Source organism: Tanticharoenia sakaeratensis NBRC 103193, assembly GCF_000963885.1.
Taxonomy (GTDB): domain Bacteria; phylum Pseudomonadota; class Alphaproteobacteria; order Acetobacterales; family Acetobacteraceae; genus Tanticharoenia; species Tanticharoenia sakaeratensis.
Genome location: NZ_BALE01000048.1, coordinates 19,057 through 36,728, shown reverse-complemented (window position 1 = coordinate 36,728; position 17,672 = coordinate 19,057). Strand labels below are relative to the sequence as shown.

General features: G+C 64.6%; 12 protein-coding genes. 9 read left to right on the top strand and 3 right to left on the bottom strand.

What is annotated here, in order from left to right; translation table 11 throughout:
- The first annotated feature begins 32 nt into the window (after positions 1–32).
- On the top strand, positions 33–1,412 hold the full coding sequence (locus tag B8446_RS13675; RefSeq protein ID WP_048850542.1) for an NAD(P)/FAD-dependent oxidoreductase: 1,380 nt from the start codon (positions 33–35) through the stop codon (positions 1,410–1,412).
- A 762-nt stretch (positions 1,413–2,174) separates the two neighbouring features.
- A complete protein-coding gene (gene exaC / locus B8446_RS13670; protein WP_048850539.1) occupies positions 2,175–3,686 on the top strand; it encodes an acetaldehyde dehydrogenase ExaC in 1,512 nt (503 codons plus the stop codon).
- A gap of 12 nt (positions 3,687–3,698) precedes the next feature.
- Here the strand turns inward: exaC and B8446_RS13665 are convergent, their stop codons facing one another.
- Positions 3,699–4,331 carry a TetR family transcriptional regulator gene (locus B8446_RS13665; RefSeq protein WP_048850538.1) on the bottom strand — a complete coding sequence of 211 codons (633 nt, stop codon included), beginning with the start codon at positions 4,329–4,331 and terminating at the stop codon, positions 3,699–3,701.
- A gap of 621 nt (positions 4,332–4,952) precedes the next feature.
- Between B8446_RS13665 and B8446_RS13660 the strand changes: the two genes are divergently transcribed.
- The 5 genes from B8446_RS13660 (at position 4,953) to B8446_RS13640 (ending at position 10,802) form a co-directional block, all read left to right on the top strand.
- Positions 4,953–7,187 (top strand): TonB-dependent siderophore receptor, encoded by a 2,235-nt coding sequence (locus tag B8446_RS13660; RefSeq protein WP_241767793.1) that lies wholly within the window; start codon positions 4,953–4,955, stop codon positions 7,185–7,187.
- A 19-nt stretch (positions 7,188–7,206) separates the two neighbouring features.
- On the top strand, positions 7,207–7,476 hold the full coding sequence (locus B8446_RS13655; protein WP_148506009.1) for a hypothetical protein: 270 nt from the start codon (positions 7,207–7,209) through the stop codon (positions 7,474–7,476).
- Positions 7,464–8,954 (top strand): PepSY-associated TM helix domain-containing protein, encoded by a 1,491-nt coding sequence (locus B8446_RS13650; protein ID WP_241767792.1) that lies wholly within the window; start codon positions 7,464–7,466, stop codon positions 8,952–8,954. The genes B8446_RS13655 and B8446_RS13650 overlap by 13 nt, the downstream gene beginning before the upstream one ends.
- 6 nt (positions 8,955–8,960) lie before the next feature.
- A complete protein-coding gene (locus B8446_RS13645) occupies positions 8,961–9,341 on the top strand; it encodes a hypothetical protein (RefSeq protein ID WP_148506008.1) in 381 nt (126 codons plus the stop codon).
- Positions 9,342–9,605: 264 nt separating this feature from the next.
- Positions 9,606–10,802, top strand: coding sequence for a restriction endonuclease (locus B8446_RS13640; RefSeq protein ID WP_084712346.1), 1,197 nt, complete (start codon positions 9,606–9,608; stop codon positions 10,800–10,802).
- Positions 10,803–10,952: 150 nt separating this feature from the next.
- Here the strand turns inward: B8446_RS13640 and B8446_RS13635 are convergent, their stop codons facing one another.
- Positions 10,953–12,695 carry a glycoside hydrolase family 32 protein gene (locus tag B8446_RS13635; RefSeq protein ID WP_048850528.1) on the bottom strand — a complete coding sequence of 581 codons (1,743 nt, stop codon included), beginning with the start codon at positions 12,693–12,695 and terminating at the stop codon, positions 10,953–10,955.
- A gap of 266 nt (positions 12,696–12,961) precedes the next feature.
- Here B8446_RS13635 and B8446_RS13630 point away from each other — a divergent pair, with 266 nt between their 5' ends.
- Entirely contained in the window at positions 12,962–14,383 is a 1,422-nt protein-coding gene (locus tag B8446_RS13630; RefSeq protein WP_158507598.1) for a glycosyltransferase family protein, read from the top strand.
- A 100-nt stretch (positions 14,384–14,483) separates the two neighbouring features.
- On the opposite strand, the gene cls is transcribed toward B8446_RS13630, so the two are convergent.
- Positions 14,484–15,932, bottom strand: a complete 1,449-nt coding sequence (gene cls / locus B8446_RS13625) for a cardiolipin synthase (protein ID WP_048850524.1) — start codon at positions 15,930–15,932, stop codon at positions 14,484–14,486.
- Positions 15,933–16,138: 206 nt separating this feature from the next.
- Between cls and radA the strand changes: the two genes are divergently transcribed.
- Positions 16,139–17,533: a DNA repair protein RadA gene (gene radA, locus B8446_RS13620; protein ID WP_048850809.1), complete on the top strand. Its 1,395-nt coding sequence runs from the start codon at positions 16,139–16,141 to the stop codon at positions 17,531–17,533.
- Positions 17,534–17,672: the final 139 nt, after the last annotated feature.

Here is a 17,672-nt window from a genome sequence, read left to right as displayed (position 1 = left end):
GTGCGTTACCTTCCGTTCAGGGAGAGAGTCTCATGGCCGCAGATCCGGTACAGTTCGAGCATGGACCGAGGCGGCGGATCGCGGTCGTGGGCAGCGGTATCGCGGGGTTGTCCTGTGCCTGGCTCCTGGCCCCGCGCCATGATGTCATCGTGTTCGAAGCGGACACGCGGCTTGGTGGTCATAGCAATACGGTCGTCGTGCCGGATCTGCATGGAGCACCTATCGATGTCGACTGCGGGTTCATCGTCTATAACGAGAAAACCTACCCGAACCTGACCGCGCTTTTCGCCCATCTCGAGATCGTTACCCATGCGGCGGACATGTCGCTGTCCATCGCGCGCACAGGCGGCGGCGGAATGCTGGAATATTCCGGCTCCGGGCTTGGGGGCCTGTTCGCCCAGAAGCGCAATATCCTGCGACCAAGGTTCTGGTCGATGCTCGCCGGCATCTGGCGGTTCTATCGGGAAGCGCCGCAGATCATGGACACGCTGGATGATCCGTTCGCAAGTCTGGGGACGATGCTCGACACCGCGAGATTCTCTCCGGCAATGCAGCGTGATTATCTGTTGCCGATGGCCTCCGCCATGTGGTCCTGCAGCCCGAACGCCGTTCGCGACTTTCCGGCACAGGCCTTCATGCAGTTCTGTGCCAATCATGGTCTGCTGCAGCTTCGGGAGCGACCGAAATGGCGCAGCGTGATCGGCGGGGCAGCCGTCTATGTGACGCGCATGGCACAGGACATCACCAGAAAAGGGGGGCGGATCGACAGCGGCTGCGCGGTACGCGCCGTCGCCCGGCGTCCGGAGGGCGTGCGGATCTGGACCGACCGGGGGCCGATGACGTTTGATGACATCGTGATCGCGACGCATGCGCCTGAAGCACTGGCTCTGCTTGCAGATGCAACACCCGAGGAGCGGGCAACTCTGAGTGCGATCCGCTACGGCAGGAACACGGCCGTGCTGCATGAGGATGCGTCGTTCATGCCCGGTCGCCGCCGCCTCTGGTCGGCGTGGAATGTGCAGAACACGGGCGAGGATACCGGGCCGCGCGTGACGTACTGGATGAACAGTCTGCAGGCGCTGCCACATGACCGGAACCTGTTCGTGACACTCAATCCGGATCGTCGGCCGACGCAGATGCATGCCCGGTTCGAATACGAGCATCCGATGTATGACGCGGCATCGCTCCGCGCGCAGCGCAAGTTATGGTCGTTGCAGGGATCCGCGCGAACATGGTTCTGCGGCGCCTATTTCGGGGCCGGATTTCACGAGGACGGGCTGCAGGCCGGATTGGCCGTCGGTGAAGCACTGGGCGGTATGCGCAGGCCTTGGTCGGTTCCCGACGAGTCGGCCCGGATCACACACGATGCCTGTTCAGGCTCACGAACGCACCCGCTCACTGCCGCGGCGTGACGGCCGGTTCCCGGGATATGCAATTTCCCGGGATATGCAGTCGGCCGCATCATTTCTGTCCGGTCACCTGCCGGCAAGGCGTCTCGCCTGATCGGGTCGTTCCATCGGTTTCAGGTTCATCCGCTCTCATCTGCCCCGTGTGATGGAACATATTGCAGCGGCCAGAAGATCATCGAAGGTTGTTGCATTCCACGTGACGGCGGCATCGGAACGTCCGGTGACGCACAAGATTCGGACGAACAGGTGTCCTGAGATCATATCCGTGACGATCATGCCGGACTGACACACAGGCTGATCGAATTGAGGGATGCTCGGTCGGCACGGTCTACATTGCAGTGGGACAGGCCTGCTGATCGCGAAAGTTCGCGACGCAGAAAGGCGTGAGGAGGACGTACGTGATCGTGGCGTACCCGAAATCGTGTTGCCCCGTCTCCGGGCAGTCGGCGTATCATTCAGCGAGCAAAAGACAAGGATCACGAAAAAGAGATAGTGCTGGCCAGAAGTGTGCAACGCACTCCAAAGGTTCCCTCTTTTTTTGCAATATAACGACACCAGGTGCCATAATCGCGTGGCCGTGATCGACAGCCCGATTGCACGTCAGGACAGGCCAGGATTAAGACACATGAAGTCCGAATACGGACAAAGTGCAGTCAGCGCTATGAACAGACCGTCTGACATTAGGTCGAAGCAAGCGGGCTTATAATATAGATAAAATACCCGTCATTATTCGGTCTGTTTCTGCTCTTCGGAAAGAAATGTCGAATGTCGTCCGTCGAAATCAACATGGTCCCTCCCTTCAAGTCCCGATACGGTAATTTTATCGGCGGGGAATGGCATACGCCGGTCGAGGGGAATTACCTCAAAAACCATTCGCCCGTGGATGGACGAGTGCTCTGCGAGGTTCCGGCCTCGACGGCGGCCGACATCGAGCGTGCCCTCGATGCCGCCCACAAGGCGCGTGCCGGCTGGGCCGCGACCTCGATCCAGGATCGCTCCCTTGCCCTGCTGCGGGCCGCCGACCGGATGGAAGCCAATCTCGATCTGCTCGCCCGCGCGGAAACATGGGACAACGGCAAGCCGATCCGCGAGACGCTGAACGCGGATATTCCTCTGGCCATCGATCATTTCCGCTACTTCGCAGGCTGTATCCGCGCCCAGGAAGGCGGGATCAGCGAAATCAACGACAACACGATCGCCTATCATTTCCATGAGCCGCTCGGCGTGGTCGGGCAGATCATTCCATGGAATTTCCCGATCCTGATGGGATCGTGGAAGCTGGCGCCCGCGCTCGCCGCCGGCAACTGCGTGGTGATGAAGCCCGCCGAGACGACGCCTGCCAGCATTCTCGTCCTCATGGAACTGATCGGCGACCTGTTTCCGCCCGGCGTTCTGAACATCGTCAACGGCCTGGGCAAGGATGTGGGTGCGGCCCTCTCCAACAGCAGCCGGATCGCCAAGATCGCCTTCACCGGTTCGACGCCTACCGGCAAGATGATTGCCCACGCCGCCGCTGAGCATCTGATCCCCGCGACGCTCGAACTGGGCGGCAAATCGCCCAATATCTTCTTCGCCGACATCATGAATCACGACGACGATTATCTCGACAAGGCGGTCGAGGGCTTTACGATGTTCGCGCTCAACCAGGGCCAGATCTGCTCCTGCCCGAGCCGGGCTCTGGTCCACGAGTCGATCTACGACCGGTTCATGGAACGCGTCCTGCCGCGCGTGCGTGCGATCCGACAGGGCAATCCGCTCGACCCCCAGACCATGATGGGTGCGCAGAATTCGAAGATGCAGGAAGACAAGATCCTGTCCTACATCGATATCGGACGAAACGAGGGGGCGAAGCTTCTGATCGGCGGCGAGCGGCCCGATCTCGGTGCCAGCCTCAAGGACGGGTTCTACGTCCAGCCGACAGTGTTCTCCGGCAACAACAGGATGCGCATCTTCCAGGAAGAGATCTTCGGCCCGGTGCTGTCGGTCACGACCTTCAGGACCGAGGAAGAGGCGCTCGCCATCGCCAACGATACCGAATTCGGCCTGGGATCAGGCGTGTGGAGCCGCGACGCCAACACCTGCTATCGCATGGGGCGCGGGCTTCAGGCCGGGCGCGTCTGGGTGAACTGCTACCACGTCTATCCGGCCCATGCGGCGTTCGGCGGCTACAAGAAGTCGGGCATCGGCCGCGAGACGCACAAGATGGTGCTGGATCATTACCAGCAGACCAAGAACATGCTGGTCAGCTACAGCGAGAAGAAGCTCGGCTTCTTCTGATCGTCCCGGCTGTCAGCTCTCTGGCGGCGTGGCCTGTGCCGCCCGCCAGACATGGCACTGAAGGTCGAATGCGTGACGCAGCAGGGGCTCGAAAGCTGCCCGGCCCCGGCTGCGGATCCACTCGTCCAATGCCGTCCGGAAGGTCGCGATCGCGGTGCGCGCGATCAGGCGGGCGGCGAAGGTGGGCGTCTCGCTGGGCGGCATGCGCGGCTCCAGCGACCGGGCCAGATTGTTTTCCCATTCGGAATATTTCTGCAGGCTGACGCTGCGCAGTGCCGGCGTGCGCTCGATCAGGAAAATCAGCGCGTAGGCATCCTTGCGGTGGGGCGAAACGTGCGGGATGACCGGCACGAACGCCCGCAGCAGCGCCTCCTCGAGCGGCATGTCGAGCGGACAGGCGTCCAGGCTGGTCGCGACCACATGGGTCATGCCGCGCGTCCAGGCGAGCACGATCTCGGCCTTCGTCGGGAAATACCGAAACAGGGTTCGGCGCGAGACCAGGGCCGCTGCCGCAATCTCGTCCACCGACGTCACGTCGTAGCCTTTGGCCGCGAACAACCGCATCGCTTCGCGGATCAGAAGAGCCGCAGTGCGATCCTTCTTGGCCTGTCGAAGGGGGAGGGGCGAGGCATCCGTAGGCGGCACGATGTAGGTCAGGGCAGCAGGCTCTCTGTTCGGGCGGAGATGGCCACATCGCAGGCGGCGGCAGCGGGACAGCTTTATGAAACAGCCGGAAGACGGTCTGCAAGCTGTCGGCGCAGGGCACGCGACAGGGGGTTCATCGTAAACGCTTCAATGAAGACATGGATCATCCCGGGATTGCAAACCATGACCCGGCCGGGACAGGGCAATTCCCTTCGGCGGATGGCGAGACAGCAATTCTGGCGCGGGATCGCGTTCCCGATATGCCGCTGCCTGCAAATCCATGACAAACTGCCTGACGATTCGTGAGGTCGGGCCGCTGTCGTCGGCGTGCCCTGGGATCGATACGGCGCCGTGCCGGCATTCTCCGGCTTGCTGAAGCCGGGTGCCTTGGGCTCCAGCGACAGGGCGCTTTTTCCCCAGTGCAGCCGTGACGGGCGCGAGACAGGGGCCGTTCCCAAGCATACGGTGGTCGTCCTGCTTCACAGGGATTGCCGGTCCGTTCCATCGCGGGTTCCCAACGCAAATCTGACAAAAGGTTACATCGCCTCTGTGCATCGCATTGCCTAGTTGCGACTTACTCTCATTATCGTCATAACCCGATCCGCAAAGAGGAGGCTGGGTGTGGCGGTCAACAAATGGTGTTCGGGGCGGATTCTGGCCCTGACGGGGACGGTACTGACGCTGCAGGTCGCGCAGGCGGCCGAGACGGCGACGTCCGTTCCGCACAAGACGGCCAATGAGAAGAAGCATGCGCAGGCTGCGCGCGAGCAGGCACGTCTAAGCGAGGAGCGGATCATGGTCCGGGCGCGCAAGGCGTCCACCGTGGCATCGTCGGCCACCAAGACGGATACGCCGATCGTCGATACCGCCCAGTCCGTCACGGTCATCACGCGCAACGAGATGGACATCCGCGGCGTCCTGAACCTCAACCAGGCGGTCCGCTATGCAGCCGGCATCACGCAGGACCAGCGTGGTTCGACCGCCACCCGCTACGACATGTTCGCGCTGCGCGGCTTCACCGTGCCGACATTTCTCGACGGCCTGAAACTGCAGTCAAGCCCGAATGGCTATGCCACCGCCCAGACCGACACTTCGCGTCTCGACTCGATCGAGATCCTGAAGGGGCCTGCGTCGGCGCTTTATGGACAATCGAGCCCGGGCGGCCTGGTCGCGCTGTCGAGCAAGCTGCCGACGGCCTCGAAATTCTACGGCTCCGTCGCCGCGACCGGCGGCAGCTTCGATCTCTACCGCGTCGATGCGGATGTGGGCGGCTGGGCCACCGATAATGGTTTCGTCCGCTACCGGCTCTATGGCACGGCCAACGGATCGCACAGCCAGTTGACCAAGACCGGCAACCAGCGTTTCAGCATCAGCCCCGCCGTCACCATCGGTGGTGACGGCCCCACCACCCTGACGCTGCTTGGCAATTATCAATACGATCCGGAAAACGCGTCCTACGGCTCGGTCCCGCTGCTCGGCTCGCTGACGCATGCGGCGTTCGGCCGGATCCCGCGTGACTTCTATGATGGCGATCCCTCGTTCGAGGAATTCAACCGCAAGCAGGGCTCCATCACCTACATCTTCACCCATCGCTTCAACAGCGACTGGAGCTTCACGTCGCGCGGGCGTTACGACAACATCCAGACGGCCTACAAGAGCGTCTACGGCACAGGCGTGTATGCCGATCCGGTGACTTACCTGCCCGATCTGGCGCAAGAGGAAGCGGGCAATTTCAACCGCGGCGCCATCTCCGCCAACGAGCAGATGAACAACCTGGCGTTCGACAACCAGTTCCGGGGCCATGTGAGGACGGGAATCCTCCGGCACACCATCATGGCCGGTTTCGATTATCAGCAGAGCCGCGCGACGGAAGTCGAAGGCTACGGTAGCGCGCCGGACATCAACGTCCTGCATCCGGTCTATGGCCAGACGATCGCGCCCCTGCCCACCATCGCCAATTATCTGACGAACCAGCACCAGATCGGCGCCTATGGCCAGGACGAGATCCGGCTGAACCGGTTCATCCTCATGGGCAGCCTGCGCAACGACTGGTATCGCAGCAACCAGACCGAATATCTGAGCGGCAGCCGGACGCATGAAAGCCCGGGGCAGATCACGTTCCGCGCATCGGGCCTCTACCACTTCGATTTCGGCCTTGCGCCCTACATCAGCTACTCGACGTCGTTCCAGCCGCAGTCGGGCGTGGTGTCGAACGACGGCGGCCGCACGACACGCCAGGCCGATCCTTCGATCGGAAAACAGCTCGAAGGCGGCGCGAAATATCAGATCCCGGGCACGCCCATCCTGCTGAGTGCCGCAGGTTTCCATATCGAGCAGACCAACGTGCTCGTGGCCGCCGGCAATCTCGGCTACAGCACGGAAAGCGGGAAGGTCCATTCGGACGGTTTCGAATTCGAGGCCCATGTCGACGCCTACAAGGGCCTCATGATCACCGCGGCCTACAGCACGCAGCGCACCCATGACGATTCGACCGGCAAGCCGCTCGTGCAGGCCGGGCGCGGCAATGCATCGCTCTTTGCCTTCTACACGCTGCCGAAGGGGCCGATGCAGGGTTTCGGCATCGGAGCCGGCCTGCGCCATGCGGCCAGCGCCTATGGCGGGACGGCCTCGTTCGGGGACGTGAACGTGCCGAGCTACACGGTCTTCGACGCCTCCGCGCGCTACGATCTGGGCAAACTGTCCCACTCCCTGCGGGGCTGGACTGTGTCCGCAAGCGTGCGCAACCTGTTCGACAAGCGCTATGTCGCGAGCTGCTACGGCTATGCACCGTATGACGAGTGGTGCTGGTATGGAGAGCGACGCAACGCACAGGGAACCCTTGGCTTTACCTGGTAAGACTTTTTCGACCGCCCGCATGATGCGGGCAACGGTCGCCATAAGGGTGGCTCTGGCCGCGGCCGGGGGCTATCTGGTCGCGGCTCTGGTGGGTGTCGTGCTGGCGCAATGGCTGCCATGGCCGCGAGCGGACAACGTCATCGCGGGCATGCTGGCAGCGCTGCTCGTATGGCCGCTCGCCGCGATGTTCTGCTGCGCGTGTCGCTCGACGCGCAGGGCCTGCGTCAGCATGGCGGCAACGGTAATGCTCCTTGCAGCCGCCGCCCTGTCACATGGATGGATATCGTGAGGGGCGGACTGCGCGCCTCGATGGCCTGGCTGCACAACTGGGTCGGGATCGTGACAGGCTGGGTTCTGTACGCGATTGCGCTCTCGGGTGCGCTCAGCGTCTTCCGTCCTGAAATCAGTGTCTGGATGCATCCCGAACTGGCCGGACGAACCGCACAGGCCGTGCCGGCCACGGCTGCCGCCATCGGCTGGCTGCAGGCGCACGCGCCTGACTCGCCGGCCTGGTACCTGTCGGCGGCGGGGCCCCGTGCGCCCTATACCTGGGCGTTGTGGTTGCAGGACGGACATTATGTCCAGCGTGCGCTCGATCCGCTGACGGGCGCGCCGGACGGGATCAGGGATACGCTGGGCGGCGAGTTCTTCTATCGGTTCCATTTCCAGCTTCAGCTGCCCTATCCATGGGGCAGGCTTCTGGCTGCCATCGCGGCCATGGTGCTCGTCCTGACGCTGCTGACCGGGATCGTCGTGCATCGCCGGATCTTCTCCGACTTTTTCACGTTCCGGCCGCGCAAGGGGCAGAGAAGCTGGCTCGATGCCCATAACCTCATGGGTGTCGCGGCACTTCCGTTTCACCTGATGATCGCCTTTACGGGGGCCGTAACCCTCGGAACGCTGCTGTTTCCCTGGGGCATCGGCGCCGCGTATCACCATGCGCCGGCCGCTTTCGACACCGACATGAGCCCTGCGACGGTGGCACGGCCGGCATCAGGACATCCCGGCACGCTGGCGCCCGTCGATGCGATGCTCCGGATGGCGGATCAGAGGCTCGGCCGAGCGGGACTGGGCGAGGTCTATGTCTTCAATCCGAAGGACGCGGCGTCGTCGATCGTCGTCACCGGCGCCAACGGCGATCGTATCGGCTATGCGACCCATGTGCTGCAGATCGACGGGACCAACGGACGGGTTCTGAAGGAAGATCGCGAAGATCGGCCGGTCATGGCGACGTTCGCCGTGCTGTACGGGCTGCACATCGCCCGCTTCGCACCTGGCCCCACGCGATGGCTGTATTTCGCATCCGGCGTGCTGCTGGCCTGCGTGATCGCAAGCGGACTGAGACTCTGGACGATCCGCCGTCGCAGACAGGGGCGCACGCGCGGGCTCGTTGCGATGGAGCGGCTGAATGCCGGCATGATTGCCGGAACACCGCTGGCATTCTCGGCCTATTTCCTGGCCAACCGGGTATTGCCGGTCTCCATGCCGGGACGTGCGGACCATGAGGTGCAGGCGGTTTTCATCGTCTGGGGCGCGAGTCTTGTCCTGGCCGTGCTGACGCCTGCGGTCTGGAGCTGGCGGATCCTGTGTGGCGCGGCAGTTGTGACGCTGGGCGCTATCGTCGTCCTCAGCGCGCCCTGGACGACGGGCGTCGAGCAGGGAACGGCAATCGTGGCGGCGGCTCTCGCCCTGGGGTTCGCATTCGCCATCTCGCGAACGCGGCGTGGCGGGATGTCGCGGGGCCGCCAGATCGCGGTGTCGCGATAGATGCTGATGACGACGAGCCTTTTCATGCTGATCGGCACGCTGCTGCTGGCGGGCGGCACGGTGCACGGCGGACGCGCGATATTCGGACGGCCCTGTTCCGGCCGCCGCCGGAACGCCCTGCGCATCGGCGCTCTCGTCCTTCTGGGATGCGATCTGCGCCTGATGATGACGGATCAGGACACGATCGGATTTGCGATCATCCTGTGGGTCGGCGCCTTTGGCCTGAGCACGATTGCCACTGCATTGATCTGCACTGTTCTGAACCAGCGCAACGCGTCGCGGTCAGCCGCAGCACAAGCTTCCTTTCGCCCGCAGCATTCCGCTGTGCGCTCCGGCTCGCGTTCCCTCTCTCACGCGCCACGGCACAGCGCGGAGCCGCAACGCTGACGGCGATTGCGCCGTCATGGACGCCGCATTGCCGTCCTTGCTGAACAACCCGGTGTCGCCCTTGAACCGGTAATTTCCGCACCTCGTGGAATCCCGTTCGGAACGACCGCGTTATCCGCGTATTGTTCGCGGACTGTTCTATATATGTTGACACATCCACAAGGAATCGACACGTGTCCGGGCGTCCGGCCGATAGGTCGAACTCTGTTGCCGGCCACGCCGCGAGAGAGTGCCTGCACGACGCGCATGGATGGGAGGAAGGCCATGAGAAAACTGCTGTCTGTTGCGGTAATGACGGCCTTTCCGCTCATGGCCCAGGCTCACGCCGATCGCGTCTTCCACACGACGGCGACGGTTCATGCCTGTGTCGATCCACGCGTCACCCGCGTTCTGGCCGATCCGGCGACGCTGCGCCAGCACGGCCCGGACTGGGTCAGGGGCATGCTGCGCACCGGTCGGTGTTTCGAGGCCAGCCCGTCCGAAGCCTGGGACGAGATCAGCGGCAGCGAGACCATGGTGCTGCTGCGACGCGATCCGCCGAAAATCGGCATGCCACCGCTATATTTCATGCGTGAGCAGATCTCGTTCGGCCCCCAGAAGGACGAACAGCCGGATTCTCCGCAATCTGCGGGCCCGGTGCTGCCGCCGGGTTGGGAAAAGCCGAACCTGCCGCCTGCCGACGAGGCGGGAGGTTCGGATATTCTCGGGCAGGTGGCGGCGTTGCGGGGGATGAGGTTGGATGGCCTCTTCGGTCTGGCGGCACTCGTCACGCTTTATGTCGTCTGGCGTATCGCGCGCCGGTTGAACCGGCGTCGTCGCGCCTGGCGCCTGATCGTCTCCGAGATCGACCAACAGGCGGGAACGCTGCAGGTCCGGCGCCTCCAGCTGACCGCGCCGGATCGCTACGGCACGGTGAACCTGTCGAAATGGCAGCGCGAGATCGAGTATTTCTGCAAGACGCGTCTCCTGACGATCCTCGCGGGCGATCGTCTCGGCGATCAGTGGCAGCCCCTGTCCATGCGGGCGGTGCGTCATATCGAGATGGTCTCCGCACTGGTTCCGCCGGTTGCAGGACTTGCAACCGGGCCGCCAGGCGATCCCGCCGTCTTCGATCCTGCGATGGACCCGCTGCTTTACGAGCATCATTGCGCGCTGTTGTTGCGCCGCGCCGGGTGGGACGCGCGCACGACGCCTGCCAGCGGCGATCAGGGCGCGGACGTGATCGCGATGCGCGCGGGCCGGAAAATCGTCGTGCAGTGCAAGCTTCACAGCCAGCCGGTCGGCAACCGCGCCGTACAGGAGGCTTTCGCGGCCGGACGCCACCAGCGCGCCCACGCGGCGCTGGTCGTGAGCAACGCCGGCTTCACGCAGTCTGCGCGGCAACTGGCGCACACGACCGGCGTGCTACTCCTGCATCATCGCGAGCTTGCGACGTTCCGGATGCCACAGCCGGTTCTCTGACACGTAGCACGACATCGGGCCGCCATTCGTCCGTCGTGACCGCCTGGGCACCGTTGTCCGAACCCATCGCGCGGCAGTCATGCAGGCCGGAAGGCTGTCGGATCGTGGCTGCTCCCTGTCGGACTGCCGCTTGCGGGATATCGTTGCGGCTCAGACCGCCGTTTCGCGGTCCATGACCTTCTGCAGCGGATAGAGCGAGAGCTTCTCGACCGTCGCGGCCGCACCGCTGGCCTCGAGCCGCAGGAAATCGAGCGGGCTGGCCGGGAAGATCAGCGCGGTGCCGACGGAAAGACCGCCATTGGCGAAGATCTCGAGGGTGGATGCGTCCATCACGATACGGATGTCGAAATGGCGATCGTCCGGATTGAGCACGGTCGAGAACTGGCCCGTGAAGAACGGCTGGGCGAAGCCGTGCAGATCGTTGCGATCCAGCCAGAGCTGGCCCGAGAACGCATCGAAACCGATCGTCAGGGATTCGCCTTCCTCGTTGCCGAACACGATGACGAAGCGGCCGGTGCGCCCCTTGTCGCCCAGCGGCAGATCGCGCGGCCGTTCATCGACTGTGACGCTCATCGACAGATCGAGGGCGACACCCGGCGGCAATGCCACCTGCGCGCTCGATCCGGCCGCGAGGCGCCTGGCCGCGAACGGGATGGCCGGACCGCGCAGCGCCTCGAGCCCGCGCGGCATCTGCGCAAGCCGGATCCAGCCCGCGAAATCGCGCCGCAGCGTCATGGTGCGCGGCAGTGTCATGATGCCGCGCCAGCTCTGCGTCGGGAGCTCCTGGCAGTACTGCCAGTTGCTGAGCCAGGCGATCGAGACGGCCTCGTTTTGCGGCATGTTGTGGAAGACCTGCAGCGCGTAGGCGTCCTTCGCGAAATCCGTCAGGCCGATCACGGTATCGTCGGGGATGAAGCGCGTGCCGTCGAAATCGCCCACGAAATACTGCGTGGTGCTGCCGCCGGTCGGGCCGCCCGGATTGACCGAGACGAACAGCACCCAGCGTGTGCCGCCGCCTTCCTGCGATATCTCGATCAGGTTCGGACATTCGTAGTCGACGCCGAACAGTCCCGATGGACCGAAATCGCTGAGATGCACCCAGTGGACCAGATCGATCGAGGCATAGAACGCGATCTGATGCAGGCGCGATTTTGCGACAACCATGACCCACTGGTTCGTGGGTTTATGGAACGTCACCTGCGGGTCGCGGAACGAGTTGCTGTCGATGTCGAGAACCGGATTATGCGCATATTCGGTGAAGCTGCGCCCGTTGTCGTGGCTGATCGCGAGATACTGGGCCTGCCTGTGCGGGCTGGCGCGCGTATAGATCGCGGCGATGCCGCCCTGCGCGGCGTCCGAACCGGTCGTCTGGGTCGTGGAAAACAGCCCGGATGCGTTCTTCGCATCCATGACGGCACAGCCCGTATAGGCTTCGCCGTCCTTCGTCTCCGGGATCGCAATCGGCTGATCCTGCCAGTGCAGCATGTCGGTGCTGATGGCATGTCCCCAGTGGACGCGGCCTGCATAGGGCGCGAACGGGTCATACTGGTAATAGAGATGATAGTGCGTGCCGTCGAAGATCAGCCCGTTGGGATCGTTCATGAAGCCGCTGGTCGGGGAGAAATGGATCGCCGGGCGGTAGAGGATGTCGCTCTGCGTCTTGACGACCGGACGGGAGACGACGCCCGGCTGGTCGGCAGGGGAAGGATGTGAGGCGTTCGGCTCTGCCTTGCGCGTTTGATCCGGGGCCTTCGGCGGCGTCGGATCGGCGGGCGCGGATGCGGCTTTGGGCTGCTGTGCGCGCGCGCTGGAGCCAAGACCGATCGCACCCAGCGCTGCCAGAGACGACAATGCACCGCGGCGGTTCAGGAAGGGGGGAAGCTCATCCGTCATGGGCCCGAGCTTAAACAGGCGCGCGACGGGTGAACACCGCCGTGGGCCGCATTACAGGTTCGGCACCGCGTGACGTTTGGTTGCTGGCAACATGGACAGTGATCGGATCGGCCGAGCGGGCAGATATGTCAGCAGGTCAGCCGAACCCGTTCGTCACAGCGTAACCTGCCGTGGCGTCGCCGACGGAAATTGATGATCCGCGTGACACGCCGTTACATACCGGTCGTTGCGGGCGCATGATCGTCCGCTATCGGTGCTGCATGGGAATGTCGAGATCGGGGCGCTGGATCGCCGGAGTATTGCTGGCAGCGTTCGCGGCGCGGCTCGTCTCGATATTCGCGGTCTCCTTCGTGCTCCGGCCTGACGAGATCTTCCAGAATCTGGAGCCGGCGCATCGTCTCGTCACCGGCTACGGTGTCGTGACGTGGGAATGGCGCGCAGGCCTCCGCTCCTGGCTGATGCCCGAATTCTATGCCGCCATCATGCGGCTTTCGGCAGACTTGGGTCTTGGTCACGCAGCGAATGTCGTGCACTGCGTTCTCGCAGGTCTGTCGCTCGGTCTGGTCGGGATCGCCATGGCGGCGGGACGCAAGGTCGCAGGTCCCGCAGGTGCTGCGCTGTGCGCCGTGGCCATCGCATTCTGGCCGGATTGCATCCTGTATGGACCGCGTACGCTGGCCGAGGCGCAGGGCGGAGAACTTCTGTCGGCGGGCGTTCTGCTGGCCGGATTATGGCTTCGGGGATCGCGCGGACGGGCGCAGGCCGTGGCGATCGGTTTCCTGCTGGCGCTGTCTGTCATGGTGCGGCTGCAATACCTGCCCGGTGCGGCGCTGGCCGTCCTCTGGTGCGCAGCAGCCCGGCCTGCCGCGATACCGTTCCTGCTGGCGGGCGCACTTCCCGCCCTGGTGCTGGAAGGCCTCGTGGACTGGCATGCGTCAGGCGTGCCGTTCGCGCCGCTCTGGGTCAACTTCCACATCAATTACGTCCAGCACCGGGCCGACGTCTTCGGGACGCAGTCGATCCTGTTCTATCCGTTCGTTCTGGCGCGCGGATGGGGTGCGCTGACAATTCCGCTCGTTGCGGGTCTCGTATGGGGCGCCCGCTCGATGCGGCTCGAACTGGCGGCGGCCCTTGCAGTGGTGCTGACCCACAGCGTCATCCCGCACAAGGAAGCCAGTTTCGTATTCGGTGCCGTCCCGCTTCTGGTGGTCGTCGCGGCGGCCGGGGTTGCGCGGCAGTGGCAGCGCATCGATCGGGCGAACATGCGGCTGAATGCGGCCTGTGGCGCGATGGCGCTGGCCTGTATCCTGGCTCTTCTATCCAGCTATCGCGTCGATCGGCTCGAAAACGTGCCTTACCTTCATGCCATGCACATCGCGGCCCGTACCCGCGATATCTGCGGTGTCGGGCAGTTCAATCCGGGTTTCGGGGACTGGATGGACAGCGGCGGCTACACCACGCTCGACCGACCGATCCCGCTGTATTTCGCGCGCACTGCACGGGAACTGGGGGCCATGGCGCCCGGCTTCGACCTGCTGATCGCGCCCGACGATACGCGCCCCCAGTTGCCATCGAGCTATGTGCCCGTCAGTTGCTGGCGCAAGATCTGCGTCCTGCGTCGGACCGGAGGATGCCGGGAGACGGCCGCGCCACAGATCAGCGCGGAACTTGCGGCCTGGGGGCAATAGGCCGGAACGCAGGCGTGCGACCGGTTCCGGATTGCCGTCGCAAAACGGGCTTCCAGAAATCAGCGCGCAGGAGCGATGGTCCCGATGCCGACGCCGCTTTTCACAATACCGGTCCGATCGTCGCCAGCGTGTTGTGCCAGAGCACGCGATATTGCGGCCACGCCAGGACGACGTCCTCGGTGATCTCGATGCTGTCGTCGAGATAGCTCTGCTGGCGTGCGCGGATCTGCGCCGTGAAATCAGGGTCGAACAGCAGGATATTGTTCTCGAAATTCAGATCGAAGCTGCGCCGGTCCATGTTGGCGGACCCGATCAGCGTCGCCTGCCCGTCGATCGTCAGCGACTTGGTGTGCAGAAGGCCGAGCGGATATTCGAAGATCCGAACACCCGCCTGCAGCAGTTCCAGATAGTAGCTCCGGCTGGCGCCCGCCACGACCCAGGAATCGTTGCGCTCCGGCATGACGATCGTCGTTTGCACGCCCCGATGCGCGCTGGCCCGCAGCGCGGCCTGCAAGGCCTCGTCCGGCACGTAGTAGGGCGTCGTGATCGTCAGTTCGTCCTTGGCGGCATCCATCAGGGCGATGAACATCTCGGGCATGGCCTCGTACCGGATCGCGGCACTGGTGCCGATCACCTGCGCCACGAAGCCAGGCTGGTCCTCCGGCACGGTCGCATCCGCCAGAAGGGGGGCCAGATCCTCGTTCGTATGGGCCATCCAGTCGGTCGCGAACAGATGCTGCATCTGGAGCACGACAGGGCCCTCGAACCGGACCAGAAGATCGACCCAGGGCGCGTATTTCGCCTTCACCCGGAATTCCGGATCGGCGCAGTTCTGGCTGCCGCAGAACGTGACGCGATTGTCGATGACCACGATCTTGCGATGGTTGCGCATGTCGAAGCGCCCATGCAGCGGTCTCATCAGCACGGTGCCGATCGGCAGGGCGCGCACCAGCCGGACACCGGCGTCTTTCATCTCCCGCCACAGCGCGCCATGGATCAGACGACGCGATCCGAGATCGTCGGCCATGACCCGGCACGTCACCCCGCGGCTGGCGGCCCGTATCAGCGCGCGCGCGACCTTGGTGCCGTTGTTGTCGGCCAGCCAGATGTAGAAACAGATGTGGACATGCGCCTGTGCCGCGTCGATGTCGGCCACGATCGCGTCGATCGCGGCATTGGAATCGGCCATGAGCGCTGCCCGGTTGCCGCCCATCGGCGGGTAGCCGTTGATCGATTGTCCCATGCGGAACAGCGGAACGGCGCGGGCAGGCAGATGGTACTGCTGCTCCACATCGATGAGCGCGTCGCTGCGCCGGCCCGGGACCGGCACATGGCGCATCGCGGCCCGGATCCGCCTGACGATCGCGCTGCCGGGATTGGTCTCCCCCAGCAGCAGATAGGCCGCAATGCCGATCAGCGGCAGGGCGCCGATGATGGCGACCCAGGCAAGACGGGATTCGGGCTGGCGATGGGGCCGGAGCAGGGCACGGATGATGAAGGTAACCTGCAAGGCAAAAACCGTGCCTACGCCGAGCCAACGCCAGTTCACCAGCCTGTTCTCCTTCTCCCGCCGGCCACAAGCCCGCAATTACGTGGTCCGACGCATGGAAGTTCACGCGCCCGTCGCGGCCAGTCACGTCGTGTCACGGAAATGCGCCATGTGCCAGCCGCGAGCGGCACCCACCCCTTGCAACAGGGCGCGATGACCCACACACAAGGGCAGATATTCTCACTTCGTTCATGGAGCTGTCGTCCTTGGCCAAACGTCCTGCGTCCCGGTTCGTCTGTCAGGCCTGTGGTGCCGTGCACACCAAATGGTCGGGCAAGTGCGATGCCTGCGGCGAATGGAACACGATCGTCGAGGAATCCCCGCGCCCGACGCCGCGCGCGGTCTCGGGCGTTGCAGCCCGTCCGGGCCGGCTCGAGGTAGCGCGGCTGGAAGGTGCGGCCGAGCCGCCGCCACGGGTGCGGACCTCGATTGCGGAATTCGACCGTGCGCTGGGAGGCGGGCTGGTGCCGGGCTCGGCCGTGCTGGTGGGTGGCGACCCGGGCATCGGCAAGTCGACGCTGATGCTGCAGGCGACGTGTGCACTGGCGCGCGAGGGCGTGGATGTTCTGTATGTATCGGGCGAGGAGGCGCTGGATCAGATTCGCCTGCGCGCCCGTCGCCTGCAGCTGGACGCACCGACGCTCGATCTCGCGGCGACCATCAACCTGGCGGACGTCGCGACCGCGCTGGAACAGGACAGCACGCACAAGGTCGTCGTCATCGACTCGATCCAGACCATGTGGCTGGAGACGGTCGACAGCGCGCCAGGGTCGGTCGCCCAGGTGCGGGCCTGCGCGTTCGAGCTGATCCGACTGGCCAAGACGAAGGGCTTCGCGCTGATCCTGATCGGCCACGTGACGAAGGAAGGTGCGCTCGCCGGCCCGCGCGTGCTGGAGCACATGGTCGATGCGGTGATGTATTTCGAAGGCGATCGCGGGCATCAGTTCCGCATCCTGCGCGCCGCCAAGAACCGCTTCGGCGCGACCGACGAGATCGGCGTGTTCGCCATGACCGACGAGGGCCTGTCGGAAGTCCCCAATCCATCTGCCCTGTTTCTGGCCGAACGGCGCGGCAACATCGCGGGGTCGGCGGTGTTCGCGGGCCTTGAGGGATCACGGCCGGTGCTGCTGGAGGTGCAGGCGCTCCTGTCGCCGAAGAGCGGGGATGCGGCGCCGCGCCGGGCCGTGATCGGCTGGGACACGGCCCGGCTCAACATGCTGATCGCGGTGCTGGATGCGCGCTGCGGGCTCCGGCTGTCGGGCATGGACGTGCATCTGAACGTGGCGGGCGGATTGCGGGTGACGGAACCGGCCTGCGATCTCGCGGTGGCGACGGCACTCGTGTCGGCGGCGACCGGCCGGGCGACGTCGGCCGGCGAGGTCTATTTCGGCGAGATCGGCCTGTCGGGCGAGATCCGTCAGGTGGCGCAGGCCGATCTGCGCCTGCGCGAGGCCCTGAAGCTCGGCTTTTCGGAAGCGGTGCTGCCCCGGCGCGTGTCCACCTCGAGCGCGAAGGTCCGGGCGCCGGAAGGGCTGACATTGCGCGAGATCGGGCACCTGTCCGACCTCGTGGCCCGGTTCGGTCCGCCGGAGGACGCATGAGCAGGGAGGCGCATCGGCCGGGGCGCTCGCCGAGGCATGGCCAAGGTGCGTCGTTGTCGTCCCTCCGTCGCGAAACACCTGTGGGCTGTCGGCTTCCGACGGGAGGGGTGCCGGGCTGGCGCAGGATGGTGAGGTGAAC

What these genes read in the sequence shown, in the direction of transcription:
- B8446_RS13655 (WP_148506009.1), top strand. Translation starts at nt 7,207, where the DNA reads ATGATGCGGGCAACGGTCGCCATAAGGGTGGCTCTGGCCGCGGCCGGG.
- B8446_RS13675 (WP_048850542.1), top strand. Translation starts at nt 33, where the DNA reads ATGGCCGCAGATCCGGTACAGTTCGAGCATGGACCGAGGCGGCGGATC.
- exaC (WP_048850539.1), top strand. Translation starts at nt 2,175, where the DNA reads ATGTCGTCCGTCGAAATCAACATGGTCCCTCCCTTCAAGTCCCGATAC.
- B8446_RS13630 (WP_158507598.1), top strand. Translation starts at nt 12,962, where the DNA reads ATGTCGAGATCGGGGCGCTGGATCGCCGGAGTATTGCTGGCAGCGTTC.
- B8446_RS13650 (WP_241767792.1), top strand. Translation starts at nt 7,464, where the DNA reads ATGGATATCGTGAGGGGCGGACTGCGCGCCTCGATGGCCTGGCTGCAC.
- B8446_RS13640 (WP_084712346.1), top strand. Translation starts at nt 9,606, where the DNA reads ATGAGAAAACTGCTGTCTGTTGCGGTAATGACGGCCTTTCCGCTCATG.
- B8446_RS13645 (WP_148506008.1), top strand. Translation starts at nt 8,961, where the DNA reads ATGACGACGAGCCTTTTCATGCTGATCGGCACGCTGCTGCTGGCGGGC.
- B8446_RS13635 (WP_048850528.1), bottom strand. Translation starts at nt 12,695, where the DNA reads ATGACGGATGAGCTTCCCCCCTTCCTGAACCGCCGCGGTGCATTGTCG.